The organism is Streptomyces sp. NPDC087300, assembly GCF_044744425.1.
Classification (GTDB): domain Bacteria; phylum Actinomycetota; class Actinomycetes; order Streptomycetales; family Streptomycetaceae; genus Streptomyces.
In genome coordinates, this window is sequence record NZ_JBIUYI010000005.1 from 467,457 (window position 1) to 486,592 (window position 19,136).

Below are 19,136 nucleotides of genomic sequence, written 5' to 3' on the forward strand. Positions count from 1 at the left end.
TCGCCGCGGTTCGCCGGGCGAAACGGGGCCGGTCAGGCGAGCCCGATCGGCGGCAGGATCACGTCGTCCTTCTTCTGCACGGGTGGACCGCCCGCCGGCTGCTGCTGGCCTTCGCCCCCGCCGCCACCCTCCTTGAGCGAGGCGCCCATCTGGTCGTCGAAGTCGGCGAAGGCCTTCACGATGGATTCGCAGGCGTCCCTGAGTTCCTTGCTGTTCCGCTTGACCTGCACCCGCCCGTCCTTCCACTCGTCGTCGAAGTTGGTGCCCGAGCTCTCCAGCGGCGGGCCGACGTCGGCCGCGCTGAAGCCCGTCGGCTTGGTGTCGATGAGGTCCATCACCTGCCGCAGGAGCGCACCGAGGCGTTCCACCTCGTCCCCCGGCATCTCGATCTCGGCCATGGCCCCTCCCTGGGTACGTCGTGCCGTGGCGGGCATGCCCCGCCCCGCTCCAGGCACGACCGGGGGAGCGGGACGGTTCAACGGCGGGCGCCCCGGCGTCAGGCGTCCCGGTGTCAGGCGGACTTGCGGACGAGCTTGCCGTCGGCCGCGACGGCGAACCATTCGCCGTCCAGGCCCTGGCCGTTGACGTCGCCGGGCGCCGCGTCACCGACGTAGTAGTAGAGCGGCCAGTCCCCGTACGTGACGTGCACGGCGCCCCCGGACCGCTTCGCCTCGCGCAGCAGGGAGGCCTTGGCACCCCGGCCCGCCGCGGCGGGGGAGGGGCTGGTCAGCGCGGGCCACACGGCGATGCACTCCGCGTCGCAGTTGCTCGCCGCGTCCTTGTCCTTGGTGAAGGCGTAGAGCGTGCGGCCCTTGCCGTCGACGAGGATGTCGCCGAGGCCGGAGTCCGCCACGGACACGGTGGTACCGGTGGCGCTCCGGCCGCCGCCCCCGGCCTTCCCGGCGCCCGCGCCGTCGTCGGCGTCGCCCTTGCCTCCGCCGCCGCAGGCGGCCAGCGCCAGGGCCAGCGGTATCGCGAGCAGAGCCTTGTGTGCGCGCATGGTGGTGACCTCTCTCGTCCTCGTACGTCGTGAATGCGGCGGGGTGCGTCCCCCGCGGCCCACACGTGCCGACCGCCGCCCGGGTTCAGTCCCGCCCCCGTCCCGTACGCGAGGAGCGCGAACACGGCCGATCCGGGCGGGCGTTGAACCGGCCGGGGCTCCCGTCCGTGCGTCGACCGGAAGGGTCCGACTCCCGGAAGGACGAAAGACATGCGCAGGTTCACCGTCGCGGTCGCCGCCGCCCTGCTCACCGCCTCTCTCGCAGGGGCACCTCCGGTGCTCGCCGGCGAAAAGCCCGGACCGGCCGTCTCGCTGATCGCCCGGCTCTCCGGTGACCAGGGGCTGCCGGGGAAGGGCGGGACGGCCCCCGGTGACAAGGACGGCAAGGCCGTCGCCCTGATCAAGGTCAAGGGCGACCGCGTCACCTTCGCGCTGAGCTGGAACGGCATCGAACGCCCCGTCAAGGCCCACCTCCACCAGGGTCAGGTCGGGGCCAGCGGTCCGGTCAGGGCACGCCTCTTCGGCACGCGGATGCCGGCCACGGTGCGGTCCGCCGCGGGCCAGACCTCGGTCACCGGCGGCGAGGTGGCCGAAAAGTTGCGCACCGACCCCGGCGGCTTCTACGTCGATCTGCACTCGGCGGAGTTCCCCGGCGGCGCCGTACGCGGCCAACTGCGCGTCCTGGCCAAGCCCGTGAACCCGTTGAGCATCATCCGGGGCGGCAAGCTGCGCGCGCTCGCCGACGGCGGGCAGGAGGTACCGGGCGGCGACCCCGCGAAGTCCGGTGACCCCGACGGCCACAGCACCACGTTCCTCTACCCGGAGGGGAGCCGTGTCGGCTACTCCCTGGCCTGGGTGAACACCGGGGCGCCACTGGCCGCGCACCTCTACGAAGGCGTGCTGGGGCAGAACGGCGACGTACGACTGCCGCTGTTCGTCTCGCCCGTGCCGAAGAACATCTTCGCGGTCTCCGGCAGCGTCGACGCACCGGACGCCGCGCTGCTCGCGCGGCTCAAGAAGAACCCGACGGGCTTCTACGCGAACCTGCACACCGCGAAGTTCCCGGACGGCGCCGTCCGCGGACAGCTGTTCCGCTGAAATCCCCGGTGCTCAGCCGATATTGGCTTCGGCATTTCATGGTGTTCCGGGGACGCTCACACCCCCATGCATTGACTGTGGCCCCATTTGTGGCCGAAGGGCAATCTTGCCTGGTCGTGCCACTGGTGGAACTCTGCATCCGTGCGGATCACATTCCCCTTCCCGAAGTCCCGTCTGTTGTGGGGCTTCGTGCCCATCGGTGTCGGTCTGACCCTGTTCCTGGGGGCGGCGACCTTCGGGGCGGACGGCGGCACCCCCGCGCACAATGCGCCCGCGGCCGACCAGTATGTGGACGTCGGCTCCGTCCCGCGGACCACGGTCCCCGCCGCCGGTCCCGACGCGGCCACCGGATCGATGACCGTCGACTGCGGCCGCAACGAGGAGGGGCACTACAACGCGGACAACCTCGTCGTCTCGCCGGGTGTGGTGAACGGCGCCCACCATGTGCACGACTACGTGGGCAACCTGTCGACCAACGCCCTCTCCACCAACAGGAGTCTGGCCGGCGCGGAGACGACCTGCGCGGGCGGCGACCGGTCCACCTATTACTGGCCGGTCCTGCGCCGCCTGGACCGCACCGGTTCCGACGCGGACGAGGCGGGCGGCGGCATCCACGGCAACACCGGCGAGATCGTGAAGGCCGAGTCGGTACGCGTGGAGTTCCGCGGCAACCGGGCGAGCGCCGTCGTCGGCATGCCCCGCTTCCTGCGCCTGGTGACCGGCAACCCGGTGGCGGCCACCGCGGGCGGCGCCGACGTCCGCGCGCAGTGGGGCTGCTCCGGCTACCCGGACCGGTTCACCACGAAGTACGCGCGATGCCCGGACGGCAGCGGCCCCACCCGCACGCTGGACTTCCCCAGCTGCTGGAACGGCCTGGCCACGGACAGCCCGAACCACCGGGCGCACGTGCGGTTCCCGGCCGCCGACGGCACCTGCCCACGCGCCACGTTCCCCGTGCCACAACTGCGGGTCACCCTCGCCTACGACGTTCCCGACGGCACCCCGTTCGCCGTGGACTCCTTCCCGGAACAGGAACGGGACCCCATGACGGACCACGCGATGTTCGTGAACGTGATGACCAAGGAGCGGATGGCGGAGCTGGTGCGCTGCGTCAACACCGGCCGCCGTTGCACGGCCGGATGACCGCCACCGCGCTCTCGGTGTGAAGTGATTCAGGTCACATCGGGCTTTCGTTGAACCGACCCGGCGCACCGTCCGTGTTCAGCGCGTCGGCCCAGGAGAGGACGGAGTGGATGGATGGCGGCGTTGTGGTCCCGCAATCGGCAGAGACAGGGCAGTGGTGACGAGGCACTGATCAGGTCCCTCTACGAAGAACACGGCAGGGCCCTGCTCGCGTACGCGCAGCGGCTGACCGGAGATCGGAGCGCCGCGGAGGACGTGGTCCAGGAGACCTTGATACGGGCCTGGAAACACCCCGACTCGCTGGTGAACGGCAAGGGCTCGGTGCGTGGGTGGCTGCTCACCGTGGCCCGCAACATCATCACCGACCGGTACCGTGCCAAGGCCGCGCGTCCCACCGAGGTCGCCGAGTCGACGACCACTCAGCCCGTCGAGCAGGACCACGCGGACGCCGTGGTGAACTCGATGGTCGTCATGGAGGCACTCGACCAGCTCTCACCGGACCACCGGGACGTGCTGATGGAGATCTACTTCCAGGGCAGGAGCGTCGCCGAGGCGGCGAAGAACCTCGGGATACCGCCCGGGACCGTCAAGTCCCGGTCACACTATGCGTTGAAGGCGCTGCGGGACATGTACACGGACAGACCGAAGGCAGTGAAGCTCGTCGCGCTGAAGGAGGTGGCGGTGTGAGCATCAAGGAACACGACAGCGAACTGCTCGGCGCCTACGTCCTCGGCGTGCTCGATGAGCGGGAGGTGCGGGCCGTCGACGAACACATGGTGACGTGCCAGAGGTGCCGTGACGAACTGGACGGACTGCGGGAGATGGAGACCGCACTCGGCGAAGTCCCCCCGGAAGCCTTCATCGAAGGCCCGCCGGAAGGCGGTGACCTGCTGCTCCAGCGCACGCTGCGGCAGGCACGAGATGAACGCGCCGGTCAGCTCGTGCGGCGCCGCGTGGGCCTGGCCGCGGTCGCGGCGGTCGCCGCGGCTGCGGTGCTGGGCGGCGGCGTACTGATCGGCAGGTCCACCGACGACGGCGGCACGGCGCAGGCGCACCCCCCGGTGCCCACGGCCACCGCCACCGCACCGGCCTCACCACCGGGCGACGTGAAGGTCGCCGAGGCCACCAGCGCGAGCACCGGCAGCGAGATGCGGCTGCGCATGACCCCGGCCGTCGACTGGGTGCGCCTCAACGCCTCGGTCGCCGGCATCCCCGCGGGCGAGCGCTGCCGCCTGGTGGTGGTGTCCAAGGACGGCCACCGCGAGATCGCGGGCAGCTGGCTCGTCGCCGACGAGGAGAAGGGCGCCAACCTCGACGGCTCGGCGGCCGTCCCGGCCGACGACGTCGCCAAGGTCGTGATCGAGAACGACAAGGGCAAGGAGTACGTGTCCGTCAAGATCTGACCGTACGGAGCGCTGGCGGCGCCCCGCCGGACCGATGAGGTTCGGCGGGGCGCACACGTGTGGGACACAGGTGTGGGACACACGTGCGGGATCGGTACGGGATAAATCGGTCGCCCGCGCCCGGACTTTCCGGTGAACTGAACGGTGCGACGAGTCATGGACCTGGAACCCGGGACCTAGAATCCGGGACCCGGGACCGATCGATGGCCTTCTTCCCACAGGGAGCCGTGATGCCCGGTACCGCTCCGCAGCAGCAGCCATCCCCTTCTCCGACCGGTCCAGTGGTCCGCGCCGCGGCCGGCGCGCTGCGCGGCAGCCGAGAGGGCGGCGTGGCTGTCTTCAGGGGGATCCCGTACGCCGAACCGCCGGTCGGCGCGCTGAGGTTCGCCGCGCCGAGGGCCGTGCGCGGCTGGGAAGGGACGCGCGACGCGGTCGCCTACGGGCCGCCTCCGCCGCAGGCCGGGGTGTTCGGGATGGACGCGTTGGCGGAGGCGTCGGCGGGCCACGGCTGGCTGACGGTCAACGTCTGGACGCCCGATCCTGCGCCGGGCGCGGGGCTGCCCGTGATGGTGTGGATCCAGGGCGGCGCGTATGTGATCGGCATGTCCGGGCTGCCGGAGTACGACGGCGCCCGGCTCGCGCGCGAGGGCTGCGTCGTCCTGGTGACGTTCAACTACCGCGTCGGCATAGAGGGGTTCGCTCGTGTCGAGGGAGCGCCGGACAACCGCGGTCTGCTCGATCAGGTCACCGCGCTGGAGTGGGTCCGCGACAACATCAGGGCGTTCGGGGGAGATCCGGACCGGGTGACAGTCTTCGGGCAGTCGGCGGGCGGCGGTTCGATCGCCGCGCTGCTCGCGATCGGGCACGGAGGTGGGCTCTTCCACGGGGCCGTCGCCCAGAGCGTGCCCGGCACGTTCTTCACGCCGGAGCTCGCCGCCGAGGTGGCCACCGCCTGCGCGTCCGAGCTGGGCCTGCGGCCCACGACCGGTGATCTGGCGGCGGTGGATCCGGTGCTGCTCGCCGCCGCGGGCGATGCGCTCACGGCCAAGCTCGGCCATTGGGTGGGGCGTTGGGGCCGTCCGGCGTACCGGACGATCCCCTTCGCACCCGTCGTCGACGGCGCTGTCCTGCCCGCCACGCCGTGGCAGGCGCTGTCCGCGGGCGCCGCCAGGGACGTCCCCCTCGTCGTCGGCCACACGCGCGCCGAGCAGCGGCTGTTCACCGTGGTGGAGGGACTGCTCGGCGAGGTGACGCAGGAGCAGGCGTCGACGGCTCTCGACGTCCTGGCCCCGGGGCCGGACGGTGCGCGCCGCTACCGCGACGCGTTCCCGGCCGCGAGCCCGGAGGAGCTGTACGAACTGGTCAACTCCGACTGGCTGTTCCGCATGCCCTCCCTCCACCTGGCCCGCGCCCAGACCGAGGGCGGCGGCCGCGCCCACCTCTACGAACTGACCTGGCCCGCACCGGGCATGAACGGCATCTTCGACGCCTGCCACGGCCTCGACGTCCCCCTGGTCTTCGGCAACCTCTCCCACGGCCAGCCCGCCGCCCTGCTCGGCGAGACCCCCTCCCCGGCGGCGGAACACCTCTCGGCACACCTGCGAGAAGCGTGGACGGCCTTCGCCGCACACGGCGACCCGGGCTGGCCCGCGTACGACACGACACGGCAGCTGACCCGGATCTTCGACGAACGACCGACCGTCGGTCCCTATCCGGAGGAGGCGGCGCGGCTGCTGTGGCAGGACCACGACTTCGCGGCGCTGGCCCCGACGGATCGCTGACCGGCGACCGCCGACCGTTGGCCGTTGGCCGTTGGGCGTTGGGCGTTGGGCGTTGGGCGCAGGAGTCCCATCCTCCTCACGCACCACACCTATCCCTCCCGCATCCCCGCCCAGTAGCGTGCTCTTCCGCCGCGAACCGTCGTGCTTGGGAGGCTGAGGGCCAGTGATCGTGCTCGGTTACAACGGGTTCACCAGGGGTGCCGAGCTCTTCGGGCGGCTCTACGGGGCGACCGGGGTCGCGCGGAACCTGCTGGTGGGGCATGACGCGGCGGCGGCCCTCGTGATCGACGGGGAGGTGGTCGCCGCGGTCGAGGAGGAGCGGCTCAGCCGGGTCAAGAAGACCTCGGACTTTCCGGCGCAGGCGATCCGGTGGTGCCTGGACTCCGCCGGTGTCGAGCTCGACCAGGTGGACGTCTTCGCCTTCCCGTGGCGCTTCTCGCCGGCCGTCGCCGAGGAGATGATCGCGAAGATATGCGACGCCGAACTGCCGGTCGCGGCGAAGTTCGACTCGCTGCGGCGCACGGGCGAGCTGTACACCGGCATGCTCAGCCGCGAGGCGGTGTACAGCGACTTCGTCGCACGCACCGGCCATGCGCTGGACCCCAACAAGCTCACCCTGGTGCCCCATCACCTGGCCCATCTGATGTGCGGCGCCTATCTGGCGGGCGGGGGCGACGCCGCGTTCCTGGTGAGCGACGGTCGGGCGGAGACCCTCTCCGCCGTCATGGGCGAGCTGCGCGACGGCGTGGTCCGGCGCTTCGACGAGGGCACCGTCGACATGGCGAGCTCGCTCGGCGTGGTCTACGGCCGGATCACCCGCTACCTGGGTTTCGTGCCCAACAACGACGAGTACAAGGTGATGGGCCTCGCCGCGTACGGCCCGTCTCCCCAGCACAACCCCCTGCTCGAACGCGTCGTGCGGCTCCACGAGGACGGCTCGTACACGCTCTCCGTGCCCGCGGACGTCCAGGAGTACTGCGCGCTGTTCGACGACATCTTCGGCGGCGACAGCGAGAAGCGCGAGGAGTTCGACTTCCGGGTCAAGGTGGCGGGCCTCGCCCAGCACATGGTGGAGGCCGTCACCGCCCACCAGCTGCGGGCGCTGACCGCCGCGTCCGGTTTGGACACCCTGCTCTTCGAAGGCGGACTCGCGCTCAACTGCGTCGCCAACACGAAGATGCTGGAGCGGTCGTCGTTCACCGGCATGGAGGTCAGCTTCGGGGCCAGCGACCCGGGCGTCGCCATCGGCGCGGCCGTGTACACCGCGGGCCTCAGGAACCGCCCCGCCGACGCGGTCACCACGCCCTACCTGGGGCCCTCGTACGACGAAGGCCGCATCCGCGACGCCCTGGAGGCGTACGCCGACCGTGTCGAGTGGCACCAGGAGCCCGACGCCGCGTCCGTCGCCGAGCGGACGGCGGGGCTGCTCGCGGAGAAGAACGTCGTCGGCTGGTTCCAGGGCCGCGCCGAGTTCGGCCCGCGCGCCCTGGGCAGCCGCAGCATCCTCGCCAACCCCGCCTTCCCCGACATCAAGGACATCATCAACATCCGGGTCAAGCACCGGGAGCCGTTCCGCCCCTTCGCCCCCGTCGTCCTGGAGTCCGAGGCCCCGCGCGTCTTCGAGATGGGCAAGAAGACCTCGTCCCCGTACATGACGTTCGTCTTCCCGGTGCGCAAGGAGTTCCAGGAGCGCATCCCCGGCGCCTGCCACGTCGACGGCACGGCACGGGTCCAGACCGTCGACGAGCGCCAGAACCCCGAACTCGCCGCCCTGCTGGGGGCCTTCACGGCGCTGACGGACGTGCCCTGTCTCCTCAACACCTCCTTCAACGTGGCGGGCGAGCCCATCGTCTGCTCCCCGCGCGACGCGCTGGAGTGCTTCCTCGCGACCGAGATCGACTACTTGGTCATCGACCGGTTCGTGGTCACCAAACGGGGCGGCGGCGCCTGAGCGATCAGGGCGGTGCCCCGGGCGCCCGGGGCGCCACCGTAGGATTAGTTGATCATGAAGACGAGCGCGCAGAACGAGATGACCGCCGTGCCCGCCGGACAGGTCACGCTGTCCGACCGGCGCACCGAGCGCCGGTGGCAGGTCGACCTGACCGCCTACGAGATCGGTACGTTTCCGGTCACCCGGGCGCTGTACGCCCAGGCCGGTGACGCCCAGGCCGCTTACGCGCCGCCCGGCGTCGCGACGGAGGCCGAGCGGCCGGTCGACGGCGTCTCCTGATGGGACGCGGTCCGCTTCTGCAACGCCCTCTCCCTGCGCGACGGGCTCCGGCCCGCCTACGACTTCGGCGGCGAGGACGCCGACATCGTGTGGGACGTTGTCGCCGACGGCTACCGCCTGCCGACCGAGGCCGAGTGGGAGCACGCCTGCCGCGCGGGGACGAGCGGGCCGCGCTACGGCCCGCTCGACGACATCGCCTGGTACCGCGGCAACTCGGGGGAGCGGTCCCACGCCGTGGGCGGCAGAAGGCCCAACCCGTGGGGCCTGCACGACATGCTCGGCAACGTCTGGGAGTGGTGCTGGGACGTCTACGACGCCGAGGTCTACGGCTCCTACCGGGTGCTGCGCGGCGGCGGCTGGTTCGACGAGCAGTGGAGCTGCCGCGCCTCCGTGCGCCGCCGCAGCCACCCCACCTTCCAGGTCGACGACGTGGGATTCCGGCTCGCCCGCTCCACCGGCTGACCCGAGCGCTCAGTCCGCGGGCACGCCCGCCCCTCTCCGCCGGCCCGCGAGATGCCCCTTGAGCGTGAAGCCGGGCTCCGACGCCTCGCCCGGCCCCAACGGCACGCGCCGTTCCAGGAGTCGGCGCGCCGCGAGGTGATCACCGGGACGGTTCACCGACTCGACCGCGCACAGTTCATCGCCGTTGAAGAGAAGCACAGAGAACGCGCCGGACTCCTCACTCAGCACCACCTCACCGTCGTGCCCCTCGTCAAGTCCCGCTATCTGCAGGGTCGTCGAGAACTGATCGCTCCAGAACCAGGGCAGTTCGTCGTACGTCAAGGACGGCGGCCCACCGGTCAGCCGCTCGGCGACGAGCCGGGCATGGCCGACGGCGTTCTGCACCGATTCGAGCCGCAGCCGACTCCCGGAGCGCACCTGGGGGAACGTCGCGCAGTCGCCGACGGCAGAGATGTGCGGATCGCCGGTCAGCAGACGGGAGTTGACGGTGATGCCACCATCTACCGCGAGCCCCGCCGCCGCTGCGAGTTCCGTGCGCGGGGCGGCACCGATGCCGGTCAGGACCAGATCGGCGGGGAGCGCGCTGCCGTCGGTGAGCTCCACCTCCGCCACGCCGCCGCGACCGTTGCCGCGCAGCGCCGCGACCTCGTGACCACAGAGCAGCCGGGTGCCCGCCGCGCGGTGCAGCCGGGCGAAGTGCTCGGAGGTGTGCGCGCAGACGACGCGCGCGAGCGGCCGCTCGGCCGCCTCCACGAGCGTCACCTCGCATCCCGACTCCCTTGCCACGGCGGCGAATTCGAGCCCGATGAACCCGGCGCCCACCACCACCGCGCGCCGTGCGGCGGCGAGTGACTGCCGCAGCGCGGTGGCGTCCTGCGCGGTACGCAGCGTGTGCACGCCGCGCAGCCGAGCCCCCGGTACGTCGAGGGTGCGCGCGCCGGCGCCGGTGGCCAGCACGAGGTGGCCGTAGTCGTACGCGGAGCCGTCGGCCAGGCGGACCGTGCGCGCGGCCCGGTCGATGTCCGTCACGGTGCCCGCGACCAGGTCGATGTCCTGGCGCACGTAGTAGGTCGCGGGCCGCAGCCACAGTTGGGCGCCGCCCTCCAGATAGGCGTCGTCCTTGAGGAACGCCTTGGACAGGGGCGGGCGTTCGTACGGCAGCGCGTCCTCGGCGCTGATGAGGGTGATACGCCCCGTGTAGCCGCGATCGCGGAGTGACGCCGCCGTCTGGAAGCCGCCCTGCCCCGCGCCCACGACGACGACGGACGCGGGCGGTGTGCCGGGCGCCATCAGTTCTGCCGTTCCGGGAGGTGGACGATCAGGCCGTCCAGGTCATCGGTCACCAGGAGCTGACAGCTCAGGCGGCTGGTGTCGTGGCGCGGCGCCGCGGTGAAGTCGAGCAGGTCGTCCTCGTCGGGCCCGGCGACCGCCAGCCGGTCGACGGTCGTGGCGTCCACGTAGACGTGGCAGGTGGCGCACTGCGCGTTGCCGCCGCACTGGGCGACGATGCCGTCCACGTCGTTGAAGACGGCACCGCGCATGACGCTCGTACCGACGGGGACTTCGATCGTCCGCGCGGTCTCGTCCGCGGAGACGTAGGTGATTTTGGGCATGACGGAACTCCTCGATGGCGTCCGGGGTGTCCTGGGGCGCGCGGGAACGCGGGGATGCGGGTGCGCGGGCAGGGACACGTGTGCCGGGCGGTGGAAGGGAACGGGGGAGCCGGTGCCGGGCGGCTGTGGAGAGCGCCGCCGGAGGCCGTCGGGGGACGCGACACCCCTGCCGACTCGCGGCCGCACACCGGCCGTCGGGACACGCGACGTCCTGGCCGGGGATGGGGCAGCGCGATGGAACGTACCAGAAGAGGTTCCCGCGGGCCAGGGCGGCCCCAGCGTGCAGCGGCGGATTCCGCGCGCTACGGCGAGCCCGCCGTCAGGACGGGCCGACCGTCAGGACGGGTCCTGGACGCTCTCGTGGCGCGGTGGGGGCAGACGATGCGTCATCAGCGGCCTGCTGGTGATGAACTCCCGCAGGTGCAGGGCCGCTTCGGACAGATACGTGTCGCGGTTCCACACCAGGGTGAGGACCCGGTAGCAGTCGGGCGCGTCGAGGTGCACCCAGGCGACCGGCACGCGCGTCTCGGAACCGGCCTTGCGGGAGATCGCCGGGATCAGGCCGATGCCGAGGCCCGCGCTGATCATGTCCTGGCTCGCGGCCGGTTCGTCGCCCTCGCAGGACAGTCGGGGTGTGAGCCCCTCGGCCTCGAAAAGCCGGTCGAGGAGGGCGCGTTGCCAGTGGCCTCGGCGCGTGGTCACGAAGGGCTCGTCGGCGATCTCGCGGACCGTCACGCTCTCCCGCCCGTCCAGCCAGTGCCCGTACGGCACCGCGAGCAGCACCTCCTCGCGGGCGAGCTCGACCGAGTCCAGGTTCGTGCCGGTCAGGGGCTGTGACGCCACGCAGAAGTCGACCTCGCCCGCGCGCAGCTGACGGTCCATCTCCGTGGCGTCCGACTGGTAGAGACGCACGTCGGCCCGGGGGAAGGAGGACCGGAAACTGCCGAGCAGGGGGCTGATGGTCAGGAGGGTCTCGGAGGCGACGCTGACCCGGCCGAGTCCCGTGTCCCGCGCGTCGGCCAGGGCCCTGCGCCCGTCGTCGAGTTCGCTCAGGGCGCGCTCGACGTGGCGCAGGAAGATCGTGCCGTACTGGTTCAGCCGGATGCGGCGGCCCCGCCGGTCGAAGAGCGGGGTGCCGAGGTCGGCCTCGAGACGGGCGATGGTGCGGCTCAACGAGGGCTGGGCGACGCGCAGTTCCTCGGCGGCACGGCTGATGTGCTCGTAACGGGCCACTGCCTGGAAGTAGCGCAACTGCAGAAGATCCACGGTCCACCTTCACTTATGCCTTCCAGAGCATATTCACATGGCCAAACCGGTCTTGGAAATGCATAAGCGATTTTCCCTACGGTCGTCATCGAGGCCACCGCACAGGTGACGGGCGACGGCCGCGCCCAGCACCTGCACACGCGATGCGGCGGCCTCGCTCTTTGCCCCCCTGACTTCCCCACCGACCCCTCTGATCCCTCTGATTCCTGTGATTCCTCCGACCTCGCCCTTGCCCCCGACCTCGCCCTTGCCCCCGACCTCGACGCCGCCCCCGACCTCGACGCCGCCCCCGACCCCCAGGAAGGCCGCACCATGAGCGCTGCGGATCTGGCCCGACTCCAGTTCGCGGCCACGACCGGCATCCACTGGCTGTTCGTGATCCTCACGATGGGGCTCGTGCCCCTCGTGGCGATCATGCACACCAGGGCCGCGGTCACCCGTGATCCCGCCAAGAGAGCGGTCCGGGAGCGCATGACCCGCTTCTGGGGCCAGCTCTACGTCATCAACTACGCGGTCGGCATCGTCACCGGCCTGGTCATGGAGTTCCAGTTCGGGCTCAGCTGGAGTGGGCTGAGCAAGTTCGCGGGCAACGTCTTCGGCGCGCCGCTGGCCCTCGAAACGCTCATCGCCTTCTTCGCCGAGTCCACCTTCCTCGGCATGTGGATCTTCGGCTGGGGCCGGCTGCGCAGCGGCGTGCACGTCACGCTCATCTGGCTGGTCGCCCTGACCGCGTACGCGTCCGGGTACTGGATCATGATCGCCAACGGCTTCATGCAGCACCCTGTTGGCTACGAAGTGCGCGACGGAGCCGCCTACTTGACGGACTTCGGTGCTCTCCTCACCAACTCCAGCGCCCTGGTCGCGCTCGGCCACGTCGCCCTCGCCGCACTGACGACCGGCGGCGTCTTCGTGGCGGGCATCAGCGCCTGGCACTTCCTGAAGGGCACCGAGGAGACCGAGCTGTTCCGGGGGTCCCTGCGCCTCGGGCTCTGGATGTCCACGGTCGCCTCCTTCTTCGTCGTCATCGTCGGCGAGATGCAGCGCCCGGTCATCGAGCGGACCCAGCCGATGAAGCACGCGGTCCTGGAGGACAGCGGTGTCGCCGAGCTCCAGGCGCGGCTCGTCGCGGAACACGGGCCCGGCGACTACGTGCCCTGGCAGGAGACCGTCCGGTTCGCCATGGACTCCATGACGCTCATCGGCAACACCGTCTCCACCATCACGTTCCTCGCCCTCGTCCTGCTGTGGAAGGACCGCCTCATGCGCTGGCGCTGGGCCTCCTGGATCCTGGTGGCGACGATCCCGTTCCCCTTCATCGCCTCCGCGGGCGGCTGGGTCGTGCGTGAGGTCGGGCGGCAACCCTGGCTCGTGTACGGCGAGTTGACCGTGCGGGACGCGCTCTCCCAGGTCGGCACGGCGGCCCTCGCCGTCTCCTGTGCCGTGTTCATCGCCGTCTTCCTCGCGCTGGCCGTGACGAACTGGACCCTGATCGCGCGCTTCGCCCGGCGTGGCCCCGACGCGACACAGCTCGGCGCCACGGAACCGCTGCCGCCCGACGCCGAGAAGCAGCCGCTCCCGGCCTTCTGAACCGTCGCGGGCCCGGCCCGTGCGGATGAACTCCCCCCCTGTCACGCGTCACGGAAAGTTGAACGAGATGAGTCTGGAGACCCTCTGGCTGGCCCTCCTCGGCCTGCTCCTCGCCGGGTACTTCGTGCTCGGCGGATACGACTACGGCGTACAGATGCTGCACCCCTACCTGGGCGACGACCGCCCCGATGGCGACATCGGCGACGGCGGGAGCGGCGGCCGGGGCGGCGGCAGGAACGCCGCCCTCGACGCCATCGCGCCCTTCTTCCTGGGCAACGAGGTCTGGCTCGTCGCCTTCGCCGGCGTCCTGTTCGGGGCCTTCCCTCACCTGGAAGGCGCGCTCCTGTCGGGCCTGTACCCGCTGATCGTGGCGATCCTCGTCGGCCTGGTCCTCGGCAACGCCGCTATCCAACTGCGCGGCCGCGCACGCGGCCCACGCGGCCGCCGGTACTGGGACGCGCTGATCGTGTTCGGCGGCGCGCTGCCCGCACTGTGCTGGGGCCTCGTCATCGGGCTGCTCCTGCACGGTGTGCCGCGGCGCCCCGACGGGAGCTTCCACATCGGCTTCGACGAGGTGTCCTCGCCGTTCGTGCTGGCCTGCGGAGTGACCACCGCACTGCTCTTCGCGGCGCACGGGGCGGGGTTCGTCGCGTTGCGCTCGATGCCAGAACTCGCCGCGAGAGCCCGCCACTTGGCGCGGAGCCTGCTGGCCGGTGTCGCCGCCGTGGGATCCCTCGCGCTGCTCCTCACCCTGTTCGGCGCGGGCGCCTCGATGACGAACCGCGCCACATCGGCGGCCGTCGCCGCGCTGCTCGTGACGGCGCTCGCCACCGCCTGGCGGGCCTTCGCGCACGGGCACCGGATCAGGGCGTTCGCGTCCACCTGCTGCGCGACCGCGCTGCCGGTCCTGCTCGTGGGCGCGGGCCACCACCCGTACCTCCTGATCAGCTCGGCGGGCTCCGGTCTGACCGTCGACCACGCCGTAACGGACGAAGCCACGTTGAAGATCCTGAGCGTCTTCGGGGTCCTGGTCGTCCCGATGATCCTCGTGTACCAGTCGTGGAGCTGGTGGGCCTTCCGGGGGCGGACCGGCCGACGTCACCCCAGCTACTTCTGAGCCCGCGAAGCGACGAGAAGGGACCCGGCGTGAAACCCGTCGAACGCCGCCTGCTGCATGAACTCCCGCTGCTGCGCCGCCACATGACGTACTCCACGCTGCTCGCCCTGACCGGCGCGGGACTCGTCGTCGCCCAGGCGGTCCCCCTCGCGACGGTGCTCGCGGACGGCTTCGTGGGGCGCCCGCCCCGGCTCGCGCCGCTCGCCGCACTGGGGGCGGTCCTGGCTCTGCGCGCGCTCGTCGCCTGGGCCCGTGGCGGGCTCGCGCAGCGCGCCGCGGCCGACGCCAAGCGCGGACTCCGCGACAAGGTCACCGGCCGCCTCCAGGACACGGGCCCCCTGCGCCTCGCGGCCCGCCGCCACGGCGAGACGGCGACGCTGCTCACCCGTGGCATCGACGCCGTCGACCCGTACGTCACCGGCTATCTGCCCACGAAGGCGGCCGTGGGCGTGGTGCCCCTGACCGTCGTCGGCTGGCTGCTGTGGACCGACTGGACCTCGGCGCTGATCGTCGTCGTGACGCTGCCGCTGATCCCCGTGTTCGGCGCGCTCGTCGGCCTGCACACCGCGCGGCGCACCGCCCGGCAGTGGCAGTTGCTCGCCCGGCTCGGCGGCCACTTCCTCGACGTGGTGGCCGGACTGCCGACCCTGCGCGCGTTCGGCCGCGAGCGGCACCAGAGCCGGGTGGTGGGCGAGATGGCGGACGCCCACCGGCGGGCCACCATGCGGACGCTGCGCGTGGCGTTCCTCTCCTCCTTCGTCCTGGAGACGGTCGCCACGCTGTCGGTCGCCCTGGTCGCCGTCCCCGTCGGGCTGCGGCTGCTGCACGGCGACATGGATCTGCGGACGGCGCTCGTCGCCCTGTTCCTCGCGCCCGAGGCGTATCTGCCGCTGCGCGCGGCGGGCGCGGCCTTCCACGACAGCGCGGAGGGCATCGCGGTCGCCGAACGGGTCTTCGCGATCCTCGACGATGGGCGCGACGCGGACGGCAACTCCGAGACACGTGCCCACGCCCCGGTCCCCGCCCCCGGAACGTCCGCCCTGTGCCTGGACGACGTGACGGTCCACCACCCCGGCCGCACCGACCCCGCCCTGCACCGCGTCACCCTCTCGGTGGGTCCCGGCGAACACGTGGCCCTGGTCGGGCCGAGCGGCGCGGGCAAGTCCACGCTGCTCGCCCTGCTCCTCGGCTTCACGCGCCCCGACCGCGGCCGGGTCACCGTCGGCGGCGCGGACCTCGGAGACCTCGACCCCGACGCATGGCGCGCCCAGGTGGCGTGGGTGCCGCAGCGCCCGCACCTGTTCGCGGCCTCCGTCGCCGACAACATTCGCCTCGGGCGCCCCGACGCGAGCGACGCCGAGGTGCGGCGGGCGGCCCGCGCCGCCTGCGCCGACCGGTTCGTGGCGGAGCTGCCCCACGCGTACGACACGGTCCTCGGCGAACACGGCGCGGGACTCTCGGCGGGCCAGCGCCAACGGATCGCCCTGGCCCGCGCGTTCCTCAAGGACGCGCCCGTGCTCCTCCTCGACGAACCGACCGCCCACCTCGACCCCGAGAGCGAGGCCGCCGTCACACGCGCCACCGTCGCCCTGTTGCGCGGACGCACCGCGGTCGTGGTCGCCCACCGCACGAATCTGCTGCCCCACGCGGACCGGATCGTCACCGTACGCGGAGGCCGCCTCGTAGCCATGGACCCCACGGAACTCACGGCCCTCGCGGACGACCCGGCACCCGCACCCGAACCGCCGCCCACGGAAAGCCTGGTGACCTCATGACCTCCTCCGCGCAGGCCGCCCCCACGGCCCCGTCGGCCCGGCCGCACACGCCCCGGACACCCCACCCCACCCTCCGCCTCCTGCTCCACCTCCTCCCGTACCGGCGCGGGCTGCTGCCCGCCGCCCTCGCCGCCGCGGGCAGTGACCTCGCGGGCGCCGCGCTGATGGCCACCGCGTCCTGGCTGATCACGCGCGCCGCCGAGCAGCCCCCGCTCGCCTCGGTGAGCCTCGCGATCGTCGCCGTACGCGCCCTGGCGCTCGGGCGCGGGGCGCTCCGCTACACCGACCGGCTGCTCGGCCACGACGGCGTGCTGCGGGCCGTCGCCGGGTTCCGCACCCGCGTCTACGAGGGGCTCGTGCCGCTCGCCCCGGCCGGTATCCCCGCCTTCCGCGGCGGCGATCTGCTGACCCGGCTCGTCGACGACGTCGACGCGGCCCAGGACCTGCTCCTGCGGGTCCTGATCCCGGCGGTCGCCGCCTGCGCGGTCGCCGCGGCCGCCACCGGCACGGCCATGGCGCTGCTGCCCTCGGCGGGCCTGCTGCTCGGACTGCTCCTCGCCGTGGCCGGACTCCTGGTGCCCGCGCTGGTGCTCGCGCTCTCCCGTCGTACGGGCCGTACGGAGAAGGAGGCGCGGGCCGAACTGGCCGCGCTCGCCGTCGACTTGACGCGCGGCGCGGCGGACCTCGCCGCGTACGGCGCCCGGGGCCGCACCCACGGCCGGGCGCGCCGCGTCACCCGCCGCATCGCCGCGCTGGAACGCCGCGGCGCCCTGACCACCTCGCTCGCGTCCGCCGTGATCCTGCTCCTCCAGGGCGCGGCGACGGCCGGTGTCACCTGGCTGGCGCTGCGCGCGCACGCGGACGGCGCGCTGCCCGCCGTGCGCCTCACCGTCCTCGCCGTGCTCGCCCTCGTCTCCTTCGAGGCCCTCACGCCGCTGCCCGCCGCCGCCCGCCGACTGGCCGAAGTGCGCGCGTCCGCACGCCGGTTGGCCGACGTCCTCGACACCCCGCCGCCGGTCACCGAACCCGCGGCCCCCGCGCCGCTGCCCACCGAGGGTCCGATCGGCGTGGAGGTCACGGGCCTGCGAGTGCGCCACCACCCCGACGCGCCCCCCGCCCTCGACGGGGTGGACCTGCGGGTCCCGCCGGGGCACCGGGTCGTGCTGCTCGGCGCCAGCGGCTCAGGGAAGTCGACGCTGATCGCGGCGCTGATGCGCTTCGTCCCGTACGAGGCGGGCAGCATCCGGGTCGGCGGGCGCGAACTGCGCGACTGCGCGGGCGCCGACGTCCGGCGCCTGATCACCGGCATGACGCAGGACGCGCACGTCTTCCACACCACGATCCGCGCCAACCTGCTCCTCGCCCGCCCCGACGCCACGGAGGCCGAGCTGCGTGAAGCGGCGCGCGCGGCCAGGCTCCTGGCCTGGATCGAGGCGCTGCCCGACCGCTGGGACACCGTCGTCGGCGGGGACGGCGCCACGATGTCGGGCGGCCAGCGCCAACGGCTGCTCCTGGCAAGGGCGTTGCTCGCCGACCCACCCGTCCTGGTCCTCGACGAACCCACCGAGGGACTCGACCCCGACACGGCGGCCGACGTCCTCGCCGACATCCTCGACGCCACCCGCGGCCGTACCACGCTCCTGATCGCCCACGACCGCGCGGGCCTCGCGGCCGCCGACGCGATCGCGACGCTCGACCGCGCCGGTCACTGACCGGTGACTCCGGCAGCGGCCCGGACCAGGTACCGGAAACCGTCTTCCTCGTCGAGGCAGTACTCCCGCACCATGGCGGAGAGATTGGTGAGGACGACGGGGTGCTCGCACTCACGGGCGACGGCGGCGAAACGCTCGTACGGCAGCCGCTGGTAGGCGTACCCGAACCGGTTGAGGGTGGCGAGCAGCACCAGATGGACCGCTATCAGCCGGTCGAAGCGGTAGCGGGCCGACTCCTGGCGGCACGCCCCGTCCAGGAAGGTGAAGACGGTCAGGTACTCCTCGTCGTCCGCCGCGAGCCGCTGCCCGAACTCCTTGAGGGAGAGCAGCCGGCCGTCCTCGTAGAGCGTGTCTGCCATGTCGGCTAGATGGTCGCGGAAGAAGTGGTCGTCGTTGGCGCCGCCGTCGTAGGGAAGGCCCTCGAACAGGTCCGCTCTGGTCCATACGGCGATGTTGAGTTTCATGGCCTCCAGGAACCTGCGGTCCGAGCGGGCCGCGACGACGCTGTCCACATAGAGCGCCTGGCGTTCGATGAGGCGGCAGGTGGCCACCAGGCACAGGATGCGGTAGGCGAAGGAGCGCAGGTAGTAGCCGGACTCGCCGCAGGTGCCCCGGCCGCGCAGCCAGCCGTCCGCCTCGTGCGTGAGGAAGTTGGCGAGCCGGTTGCGCAGCGCGCCGCCGGTCTCCAGGAGCAGGCCCTTGTAGAGGGCGATGCGGTTGCGCAGTTCCTTCTGCTGCTCGTAGGTGTACTCGATGTCGAGCTTGCGCCGGTGGAACCGTTTGTCCAGGCCGTACTTGAGCGACGGCGTGACGAAGGCGACGACGAGGGCGACGGCCGCGGAGATCACGGCGGTGGCGAGGGGCGTGGTCAGCGAGGGCCAGGCGGCTTCCATGCGTCGAGGAAATGACCCCGGGCCGTTTCTGTAAAGAGGTCGTCCGTGCGCGGTGC

16 protein-coding genes and 1 pseudogene are annotated in these 19,136 nt (G+C 72.2%); 11 read left to right on the forward strand and 6 right to left on the reverse strand.

Annotation, left to right across the window (positions count from 1 at the left end; all coding sequences use genetic code 11):
- Positions 1 to 32: 32 nt before the first annotated feature.
- Both ACIO9J_RS22335 and ACIO9J_RS22340 read right to left on the reverse strand, forming a co-directional pair.
- On the reverse strand, positions 33 to 398 hold the full coding sequence (locus tag ACIO9J_RS22335; RefSeq protein WP_402002148.1) for a hypothetical protein: 366 nt from the start codon (positions 396 to 398) through the stop codon (positions 33 to 35).
- A gap of 113 nt (positions 399 to 511) precedes the next feature.
- On the reverse strand, positions 512 to 1,000 hold the full coding sequence (locus ACIO9J_RS22340; RefSeq protein ID WP_402002151.1) for a hypothetical protein: 489 nt from the start codon (positions 998 to 1,000) through the stop codon (positions 512 to 514).
- A gap of 210 nt (positions 1,001 to 1,210) precedes the next feature.
- Between ACIO9J_RS22340 and ACIO9J_RS22345 the strand changes: the two genes are divergently transcribed.
- The 7 genes and pseudogenes from ACIO9J_RS22345 (at position 1,211) to ACIO9J_RS22375 (ending at position 9,117) form a co-directional block, all read left to right on the forward strand.
- The gene (locus ACIO9J_RS22345) at positions 1,211 to 2,098 is read left to right on the forward strand and encodes a CHRD domain-containing protein (protein WP_402002154.1); all 888 of its coding nucleotides are present in this window, start codon (positions 1,211 to 1,213) and stop codon (positions 2,096 to 2,098) included.
- A 141-nt stretch (positions 2,099 to 2,239) separates the two neighbouring features.
- Positions 2,240 to 3,241: a DUF1996 domain-containing protein gene (locus ACIO9J_RS22350; RefSeq protein ID WP_402002157.1), complete on the forward strand. Its 1,002-nt coding sequence runs from the start codon at positions 2,240 to 2,242 to the stop codon at positions 3,239 to 3,241.
- 114 nt (positions 3,242 to 3,355) lie between these two features.
- Positions 3,356 to 3,928: a sigma-70 family RNA polymerase sigma factor gene (locus ACIO9J_RS22355; protein ID WP_402002160.1), complete on the forward strand. Its 573-nt coding sequence runs from the start codon at positions 3,356 to 3,358 to the stop codon at positions 3,926 to 3,928.
- Positions 3,925 to 4,644, forward strand: a complete 720-nt coding sequence (locus ACIO9J_RS22360) for a zf-HC2 domain-containing protein (RefSeq protein WP_402002163.1) — start codon at positions 3,925 to 3,927, stop codon at positions 4,642 to 4,644. Before ACIO9J_RS22355 ends, ACIO9J_RS22360 begins: the two co-directional genes overlap by 4 nt.
- A 230-nt stretch (positions 4,645 to 4,874) precedes the next feature.
- Positions 4,875 to 6,425 carry a carboxylesterase/lipase family protein gene (locus tag ACIO9J_RS22365; RefSeq protein ID WP_402002166.1) on the forward strand — a complete coding sequence of 517 codons (1,551 nt, stop codon included), beginning with the start codon at positions 4,875 to 4,877 and terminating at the stop codon, positions 6,423 to 6,425.
- 163 nt (positions 6,426 to 6,588) lie between these two features.
- Positions 6,589 to 8,376 (forward strand): carbamoyltransferase, encoded by a 1,788-nt coding sequence (locus tag ACIO9J_RS22370; protein WP_402002169.1) that lies wholly within the window; start codon positions 6,589 to 6,591, stop codon positions 8,374 to 8,376.
- A 54-nt stretch (positions 8,377 to 8,430) separates the two neighbouring features.
- A pseudogene (locus tag ACIO9J_RS22375) lies at positions 8,431 to 9,117 on the forward strand (formylglycine-generating enzyme family protein).
- Between the two features lie 9 nt (positions 9,118 to 9,126).
- On the opposite strand, the gene ACIO9J_RS22380 reads toward ACIO9J_RS22375, so the two are convergent.
- From ACIO9J_RS22380 to ACIO9J_RS22390, 3 genes are all read right to left on the reverse strand, one after another.
- Positions 9,127 to 10,407: an NAD(P)/FAD-dependent oxidoreductase gene (locus tag ACIO9J_RS22380; protein ID WP_402002172.1), complete on the reverse strand. Its 1,281-nt coding sequence runs from the start codon at positions 10,405 to 10,407 to the stop codon at positions 9,127 to 9,129.
- Entirely contained in the window at positions 10,407 to 10,730 is a 324-nt protein-coding gene (locus tag ACIO9J_RS22385) for a 2Fe-2S iron-sulfur cluster-binding protein (RefSeq protein ID WP_402002175.1), read from the reverse strand. Before ACIO9J_RS22385 ends, ACIO9J_RS22380 begins: the two co-directional genes overlap by 1 nt.
- Positions 10,731 to 11,066: 336 nt before the next feature.
- The gene (locus ACIO9J_RS22390) at positions 11,067 to 11,996 is read right to left on the reverse strand and encodes a LysR family transcriptional regulator (protein ID WP_402002178.1); all 930 of its coding nucleotides are present in this window, start codon (positions 11,994 to 11,996) and stop codon (positions 11,067 to 11,069) included.
- A gap of 312 nt (positions 11,997 to 12,308) precedes the next feature.
- Between ACIO9J_RS22390 and ACIO9J_RS22395 the strand changes: the two genes are divergently transcribed.
- The 4 genes from ACIO9J_RS22395 to cydC all read left to right on the forward strand — a co-directional run bounded on the left by ACIO9J_RS22395 (position 12,309) and on the right by cydC (position 18,187).
- Positions 12,309 to 13,583 (forward strand): cytochrome ubiquinol oxidase subunit I, encoded by a 1,275-nt coding sequence (locus ACIO9J_RS22395; protein ID WP_402002180.1) that lies wholly within the window; start codon positions 12,309 to 12,311, stop codon positions 13,581 to 13,583.
- 67 nt (positions 13,584 to 13,650) lie between these two features.
- A complete protein-coding gene (cydB, locus tag ACIO9J_RS22400) occupies positions 13,651 to 14,700 on the forward strand; it encodes a cytochrome d ubiquinol oxidase subunit II (RefSeq protein ID WP_402002182.1) in 1,050 nt (349 codons plus the stop codon).
- Positions 14,701 to 14,729: 29 nt separating this feature from the next.
- Positions 14,730 to 16,475, forward strand: coding sequence for a thiol reductant ABC exporter subunit CydD (gene cydD, locus ACIO9J_RS22405; protein WP_402002184.1), 1,746 nt, complete (start codon positions 14,730 to 14,732; stop codon positions 16,473 to 16,475).
- Positions 16,472 to 18,187: a thiol reductant ABC exporter subunit CydC gene (gene cydC / locus ACIO9J_RS22410; protein WP_402002187.1), complete on the forward strand. Its 1,716-nt coding sequence runs from the start codon at positions 16,472 to 16,474 to the stop codon at positions 18,185 to 18,187. The genes cydD and cydC overlap by 4 nt, the downstream gene beginning before the upstream one ends.
- Here cydC and ACIO9J_RS22415 read toward each other — a convergent pair.
- Positions 18,181 to 19,080 carry a hypothetical protein gene (locus ACIO9J_RS22415; protein ID WP_402002190.1) on the reverse strand — a complete coding sequence of 300 codons (900 nt, stop codon included), beginning with the start codon at positions 19,078 to 19,080 and terminating at the stop codon, positions 18,181 to 18,183. The genes cydC and ACIO9J_RS22415 overlap by 7 nt on opposite strands.
- Positions 19,081 to 19,136: the final 56 nt, after the last annotated feature.